Origin of the sequence: uncultured Gilvimarinus sp., from assembly GCF_963972205.1 — a bacterium.
Lineage (GTDB): Bacteria > Pseudomonadota > Gammaproteobacteria > Pseudomonadales > Cellvibrionaceae > Gilvimarinus > Gilvimarinus japonicus.
In genome coordinates this window covers 152,990-160,259 of record NZ_CAXAUC010000009.1, presented here as the reverse complement: position 1 = coordinate 160,259, position 7,270 = coordinate 152,990, and the positions used below count along the sequence as shown (strand labels likewise).

The 7,270-nt window shown below is 49.1% G+C and carries 8 protein-coding genes and 1 tRNA gene; 6 read left to right on the top strand and 3 right to left on the bottom strand.

Annotated elements, in window-relative coordinates; translation table 11 throughout:
* The first annotated feature begins 244 nt into the window (after positions 1-244).
* Both AACY82_RS13980 and AACY82_RS13975 read left to right on the top strand, forming a co-directional pair.
* Positions 245-321, top strand: a tRNA-Arg gene (locus AACY82_RS13980).
* A gap of 312 nt (positions 322-633) precedes the next feature.
* Positions 634-1,428 carry a haloacid dehalogenase type II gene (locus AACY82_RS13975; protein ID WP_339617459.1) on the top strand — a complete coding sequence of 265 codons (795 nt, stop codon included), beginning with the start codon at positions 634-636 and terminating at the stop codon, positions 1,426-1,428.
* 108 nt (positions 1,429-1,536) lie between these two features.
* Here the strand turns inward: AACY82_RS13975 and AACY82_RS13970 are convergent, their stop codons facing one another.
* Entirely contained in the window at positions 1,537-3,282 is a 1,746-nt protein-coding gene (locus tag AACY82_RS13970) for a PAS domain S-box protein (protein WP_339617458.1), read from the bottom strand.
* A 258-nt stretch (positions 3,283-3,540) separates the two neighbouring features.
* Between AACY82_RS13970 and AACY82_RS13965 the strand changes: the two genes are divergently transcribed.
* The 3 genes from AACY82_RS13965 (at position 3,541) to AACY82_RS13955 (ending at position 5,250) form a co-directional block, all read left to right on the top strand.
* Positions 3,541-4,383 carry a hypothetical protein gene (locus AACY82_RS13965; RefSeq protein ID WP_339617457.1) on the top strand — a complete coding sequence of 281 codons (843 nt, stop codon included), beginning with the start codon at positions 3,541-3,543 and terminating at the stop codon, positions 4,381-4,383.
* Between the two features lie 123 nt (positions 4,384-4,506).
* Positions 4,507-4,596, top strand: coding sequence for a DUF6500 family protein (locus AACY82_RS13960; protein ID WP_339617456.1), 90 nt, complete (start codon positions 4,507-4,509; stop codon positions 4,594-4,596).
* 15 nt (positions 4,597-4,611) lie between these two features.
* Positions 4,612-5,250 carry a cold shock and DUF1294 domain-containing protein gene (locus AACY82_RS13955; RefSeq protein WP_339617455.1) on the top strand — a complete coding sequence of 213 codons (639 nt, stop codon included), beginning with the start codon at positions 4,612-4,614 and terminating at the stop codon, positions 5,248-5,250.
* 55 nt (positions 5,251-5,305) lie between these two features.
* On the opposite strand, the gene AACY82_RS13950 is transcribed toward AACY82_RS13955, so the two are convergent.
* Entirely contained in the window at positions 5,306-6,028 is a 723-nt protein-coding gene (locus tag AACY82_RS13950) for a ChrR family anti-sigma-E factor (protein ID WP_339617454.1), read from the bottom strand.
* 1 nt (position 6,029) lies between these two features.
* On the bottom strand, positions 6,030-6,611 hold the full coding sequence (locus AACY82_RS13945; protein WP_339617453.1) for a sigma-70 family RNA polymerase sigma factor: 582 nt from the start codon (positions 6,609-6,611) through the stop codon (positions 6,030-6,032).
* 189 nt (positions 6,612-6,800) lie between these two features.
* On the opposite strand from AACY82_RS13945, the gene AACY82_RS13940 reads away from it, so the two are divergent.
* Positions 6,801-7,259 (top strand): nuclear transport factor 2 family protein, encoded by a 459-nt coding sequence (locus tag AACY82_RS13940; protein WP_339617452.1) that lies wholly within the window; start codon positions 6,801-6,803, stop codon positions 7,257-7,259.
* The last annotated feature ends 11 nt before the right edge of the window (positions 7,260-7,270 follow it).

The following is a 7,270-nucleotide window of genomic DNA, read 5'->3' as shown; positions in this document are numbered from 1 at the left end:
CAGGTAGCGCGACAAGCGCTACGTTTTAGGCACTGGCACTGAACCAGTATAATTTTCAGTTTTACGCATCCGTAGCTCAGCTGGGTGAGGCAAGCGTTTGCAAAGCATCGCTTTGTGCGCAGCCGAACGGCTTTCAGCTAGGCTGAAAGACCGGACCCTAGTGATAGCGAGGAGAGTAGCAGGTAGCGCGACAAGCGCTACGTTTTAGGCACTGGCACTGAACCAGTATAATTTGCAGTTTTACGCATCCGTAGCTCAGCTGGATAGAGTAGCGGCTTCCGAAGCCGTTGGTCGCAGGTTCGAATCCTGCCGGGTGCGCCATCTTTTCTACACTCAACACCCTTCACCTACCCTGCAAGCGGTCTAACTCAAACAAACACTATCGCGAATAATCAGTTTTTATGTACCTGGTTACATATCTGCGACTGGCCGGTAAGCTCCTTTCGCAAAACAGCTATAAAATGTAACTCACGTACATACCAACCTCGCGCCACTCCCAAAAGAAACAGACCACCGACAAGATAAGTAAATAGTGACCAAAGCCTCAACCCTTGCGTTGCCAAACGCCGGCAACACCCTTTAAGGTGGTGCATTAGCTTTTACTCGCCCATATGACAACCTAGGATCCCCCACGTGATTACCAACAAACACTACCTGTCTGTTATTACACTTCTGATCAGTGCTCTTTTTGGAGGCATCGCCATGGCTCAAGAGAATTCAGCCCCCGGGACAAACCAAGCCGGCAGCGCGTTAGCGAAACCCAAAGTCATTATTTTTGATGTAAATGAAACCTTGCTCGATCTGGAATCTATGCGCTCGTCTATTGGCAAAGCGCTGGGTGACCGGGAAGATCTACTGCCTTTATGGTTTTCCACCATGCTGCATAATTCACTGGTAACAACGGTGACCGGCGACTACCAAGATTTTGGAAAAATCGGGGTTGCCTCGCTGCTGATGGTCGCGCAAAACAACGATATCGATTTAAGCGCTGAAGATGCCAAAACCGCCATTGTGACACCACTGTTAAGTTTGCCCCCGCATCCGGATGTCAAACAAGGCCTAGCCAGTTTGAATAAACAAGGCTTTAACATTGTTAGTCTGACCAACTCATCGAATAACGGGGTTAAAACTCAGTTTGAAAACGCGGGGTTGACTGAGTATTTTTCGGCCCGCTATAGCATAGAAGATATAAAAATATACAAACCAGACCTACGCGCCTATAAGTGGGCGCTACAGCAATTAAACGTTAAACCAGAAGAGGCTTTAATGGTTGCGGCCCACGGCTGGGATGTAGCTGGCGCGAAAGCCGCCGGGCTACAAACTGCCTTTGTGGCACGTCCCGGTAAAGCATTGTACCCTTTAGCTGAAGAGCCCGATTACATTGTGCGCGACATTACCGAGTTAGCGCAGATAATGAAAAACCAGTAAATCAAAACTCAACCGCATTATCGTTATTTTATCAACGATAATGCGGTGCTCCTGAATAAACTCGCCCCAACCCAAGTCCTATAAGCGCTCGACGATATCTACAATATGTTATTTATTCAGTTTATTTAAAGCGTCCGAGAGGCTACTTAATAGCTTTTGATTTTCACCTACCACATCATTAATCTCGCGCGCTGACCCCGCGGCCTTTGAGGCCAAGTTTCGGACTTCATCGGCCACCACCGAGAAACCTCTACCAGCCTCGCCTGCGCGAGCCGCCTCAATAGCGGCATTTAACGCTAACAAGTTTGTTTGCTCGGCAATGGCGTTAATACTCGACACCATATTATTAATATTTTTCCCCGAATCTATTAGCTCTCGCATAACGTTATCACTGGTCGCGACTACGGCTAAGCGATCCGAAATATCAAAGCCATACATAATTATTTTTTGTACATCGCCGTGTAAGTCTTTAATAGTACAAAAAGTGGCTGCTATGCCGATTGCTTTACTGTCGTGCTGAACGAGTACATCTTTGGTGACTCGCTCGTCGTTAAACAGGCACGTTTTCTGGCTTTCATCCAAAAGCTCTTGCCAATTTTTTATCGATGCTTTAAAAGTATCAGCGGGTATATCGAGCAAACGTTCCGAGTAATCATTTATGTCCAGTAACCGTCCATTTTTGTCCCATTCGACCATTAGGTTAGATCGCCCAATAGCGTAAAATCGAGCCTGCAACTCCATTGCACGGGACTTCACCGGTGTAATATCCGCTAATATCGCGATATACCCTTGATGGTGCCCGTCGTCATCATTTACTGGGTTACTGGTGACCGAGATCCAAAAAGATTTTCCATCGGATCGGTGTATTTCAATTTCATCATAAAACGCGCGCGGGGCATCTAATTCGCGCGTTATTCGCTCCCGTGTTGCAGCGTCCGTTTTTGGACCTACCAGCAAATCTTTAACCCACTGCCCCAAAGCCTGCGCCGAGCTATAGCCCGTCATATTGGTAAAGCCCTGGTTGACGTACTGTATTTCACGATTAACGTTAGCGATAATAACGGCATTATCAGTTTCGTTGGCAACCAGTGATAACAATTTAAACTCTTTTCTCTGATAAACCTCTTGGCTAATATCGCTGGCAAACTTAACCACTTTTATGACTTTGCCATCCGGGCTTTTAATGGGGTTATAAGTGGCATGGATCCACACCTCTTTTGCGTTTTTACCGACTCGCCGAAACTCTGCCGTTTGGTACTCACCCGCACGCAGACGTTGCCAAAAACGCCGGTACTCTTCACTTTTATGTTCATCTGCGGCGACAAACAGTTGATGATGCTTGCCTTGGACCTCGTCCAAACGGTAGCCCATTAAATTAAGAAAATTGTCATTAGCGGTGAGAATTTCGCCATCGACCGAAAACTCAATAACGGCTTGGGCGCGATGGATGGCCTCGAGTTGCGACTCAAAGTTGGATCTGGCCAACACTTGTTGCGTCACATCGGTGGCGAATTTGATAATTTTATGGACTTTTCCGCGCCTTACGATGGGCGTATAGGTTGCCTGAATCCAAACCTCTCGGCCGCCTTTGGCCAAGCGTTTAAACTCTGCGGTCTGCGGCACGCCTGTGCGCAGCTTTTGCCAAAATTCGTTATACGCGGTGCTATTGGCCTCGGTAGGCGCGACAAACATTTTATGATGTTGCCCCTTCACCTCATGCCATTGATACCCCATAACCCGCAAAAAATTATCGTTTGCCTGGATAATCGTTCCATCCAAAGCAAACTGTATCACCGCCTGAGTGAGGTTGATCGCGGCCACAATATCATCAGAGTCTGACTTTAACCCAAGCATAAATCCCTCTTCATCACACACTCTAGCCCCCGATCAGCGTAGGGCTCATCCTTCGGGGCCTTAATCAGCTTAGCCTGTGACAGAAAAATCACCAGCATGATTATTTTTTGAACACTTAAACTATAACGGCTGAATGTGTACCGACTTTAGAGCGCCTAGGCGTTTCAGGGCATAAATTTTACGTCTACCCCTACTCCCCCCTATACTCCATATCCATTACAATAGGCACATTTAGCGGCTTAGCATAACGGACTAGCTATGGGGATTCTGGACGACCTTAAACAACAAGCAGACGGTCTGCGCGCTGCTGAGGCCGACAAAGCCGCCCAGCTCGCTCAACAAGAGGCTTATTACCAAGCGACCTTACGCCCGGCGATGCTTAAGGTACTAAGCTACCTTGATGAGCTGGTTAAGCATATTAATTACGTCCAACCCCAGCGCACGCTCTATTATCCGCTCGCGCCCGACAGGGACACCACGGTTGCCCTCAGTCAAGGGCCTTACAAACTGCTGATTGATAGCTCGGACACACCGCGACAAGTTGATATTCGGGTTGCGGCCAAACTGACGCAACCGACCCTCTATGTGCTGGACAACCTTGCGGCGATCCAGCACTACGCCGAACACCTGGATGCCTATGCCCTGCCTTACCACCGGCAAGACGCTCTCAACAACCTACACAGGGTAGACAAAGCAACCTTTACCCTAGAAGGGCCCCTGCAGCACGCCATTCGAATTCAAGCCGATACCGAGCAACAGTGCATTGAGATTTTATTGCGTAACTTTGGCCGTGCCGGCGTAAAACGGCACCGATTTACGCCCAATAAAATCGACGAAGCGCTACTCGATCGATTAGGCCGCGTACTGTTACATGATATCGAAAGTCTTCCGGTGCCTACTGAAGTCTCCGAAGAAACCCGCCAGCAACTGCGTCAAAAGCTTGCCACAACTAGGCAACAAGAGAACAACACCGAACACGAGCAACATGAGCGGGAAGCGGCTAAAGTTCGCGACCGTTTAAAGCAGTCGTGGGCCACTAAAATGCAAAATGCTAAAGCCTTCTACCAAAAGAAATTGGAACAGGACAAAAGAAAACCGTGAGGTCGATTTTAAAACAAAAAATCATCGAGGTATGTGATAAAAAAATAGCCTCCAAAGGCAACTCCGTGGGGCTGTCTTTTTACGCTTTTTTTTGCCAATAAGAATGACGACCCAGAGTTGCTAATGGAAGCTGCCACATGGTGGATTAAAACACACCAGTTAGATCACTTTGAAAAAGCCGTAAAAATTAAAGCGCTGATTGACGCCGGGTAACCCACAAACATCACAATGAAAAACATCCAACCCAGTTCAAAAGGCGTTATCACGAAATGGAATGACGACAAAGGCTTTGGCTTTATTGCACCAGAGTCGGGCGGGCGTGAAGTGTTCTTTCATATTTCATCGTTTAAAAATCGCGGAGCGAGGCCAAGCTTAGGATTAAAAGTAACCTTTGAGCCCCAGAGCGACACACAAGGGCGCAGCCGGGCAGGCAAGGTACAGCCGTTGCGCCCTAAACGAGATAAAAACAACGCCGGCCACGCTGTTAACGCATTCTTTACCAGCGCACTGTTCTTGATTATCGTGGCGGCATTGGTGGGGCTGGGTTTTATGCCTAAGCTGATTTTGTGGCTTTACCTCGGCACCAGTTTACTGACTTATATAATGTACGCTTGGGATAAATCGGCGGCGCGTCACGACCGCCGTCGCACACCAGAGGCGACGCTGCATTGGTTTGCGCTACTTGGCGGCTGGCCCGGCGCTTTATTTGCCCAGCAACACTTGCGACACAAGTCCAAAAAACAGCCATTTCGCGTGTTTTTTTGGTTGACTGTCGCACTGAATATTTGCGCGCTTTGCTATTTGCTAACGCCGCACGGCGGCTGGTTACTACGGGATATTAATCAACTGTTCGGCGGATTTGCTTAAATAAGATCGGAACAAAAAACGCCGGCAGTTGCCGGCGTTTTTAATTATCTGAGAGCTAATTGGGTGCATAACCACGCCGCAACAAAGGGTTCAGCCAGCGGCCAAAAAAGCCCGTTAGCTGAATGGGCGCCTGAGTCACGGTTAGACAAATACATTCACGATCTAGACTCGCCACTGGCGTGTGAGTATGACTTTGATCGCAGGCCATAAAATCACCCGTGTGGTAAACACCCGTCTCATCCGAGAAGCTGCCCTGTAAAATCATGGTGAGCTCATCCCCCAAGTGCGTGTGCGTGGGTGATGCGCCACCAGGCTTAATCCGCAACAGCTCAACCTTCAGGCCTTTATCGTCCCGACACAACTCGGCAGAACGGATACTGGGAGAGATACGTGACCACTTCAGTTTTTGATAACCGCCCGGAATAAGCTTACGTAAGCTGCGCGGGATTACCGTGCCGGAGGGCTTAATTCGATCTCTAGCGACGGCGCTAGAACTGCCGTCGGATAAATCTAAATCATAGGCCTCTATGTCCTGCGTAGCTTTTTTAGGTTGCGCGTCGATACGTGCCATCAGCTCATCAAGCGACAGCTTTGGGCTGGGTGCGGGCTCCAAGCTTTGCATCAGCTCGCCGCCCAACTGGCTAAGCCGGCTGTAATTTTGACGGCACTGACTGCAGAACTCTAAGTGCGCCGACACACACAGTGCTTGCCCTAAAGGCAAGGTTCCGGCGGCGTAGCCTGACAGCCAATCGCCACTAGGATGTTGGGTAATCGCCATTCTATTGCCCTCCTATCAGCAGGTGCATTTTCTTTAGCGCTAGGCGGATCCGCGATTTGATCGTGCCCAACGGCAGGCGTAACTCTTCACTCGCCTGCTGGTGACTGCGGCCCTGCAGATAAACTTTATGCAATACGTCGGCTTGTTCTTTGGGCAGTTTTGCCAGTCCGGCGTTAATTGTCTCTTGTGTCATTAAGGTTTGTGCGGCCTGAAACGGGTCCGGGCCTTCGTCTTCCATATTTTCAAATAAATCGTCAGCGTCAATGTTGGTGTTGTAACGGCCGTTTCGACGCAATGCATCGATGCGGGCATTACGGGCCAAGGTAAACACCCAAGTATTGGTGTTGGCCATGCTCGGGTTATAACTGGCGGCCTTATTCCAAATCTTGATCATTACCTCTTGCGCAAGATCGTCAGCCACCAAGGTAGCGCCCGGCTCTTGCGCCAAACTATACGCTCTAAGCAGTGGCACATAGTGCTCAAATAGCTTGGCAAACGCCGCCCGGTCTTGGCTCTGCCCCACGGCCTTAAGCCACAGCTTGAGCTGCTTTTGCTGGTCTGCCTTTTGTTGTGCCTGCACCATATTGATGGCTATGCCCTTTTTTGTGGCAGTGCCTACAGCCTTGCTTAGACGGCACGCCTTTGTTCTGGTTGATCATATTTTTGCGTATCTGGTTATTTTACGCACCAACTGATTCGTTGGATCACCTGATCCAACTGTTAAAAGATGGCGTATTCTTAGTAACACGTCACTGATTTATCCGAGCCGACTATGCCCAACAGCGAATCCACCATAGCACCTAGCACTCAATCCAACCGGTTGCTGAACGATTTTAAACAGCTCTACCAGAACCTTGATGAAAGCAGTATCTCGCGGCTCGATCAGGTCTACGCGGCCGGTGTGAAGTTCAAAGATCCCGTGCACGATATAGAGGGAGTGGTAGCCCTGCAAGATTACTTATCGGCCCAATCAGAGGGCTTAACCGAGTGCCGGTTTGAATACTTAGATGAGCTGATCGGCGATCACAGCGCCTATATTAAGTGGATTATGCGGTTTCGCCACGCCAAATTGGGCAACCGATTGATCAGCGTGCGCGGGGTATCCCATGTACATTTTAGCGACAAAATCGACTTTCACGAAGACTTATACGATATGGGCGCGCTGCTCTATGAACAAATACCGCTGGTGGGCACCATTACCCGCTGGCTAAAAGCGCGCTTAAGCCGCTAATCAAGGAGGAT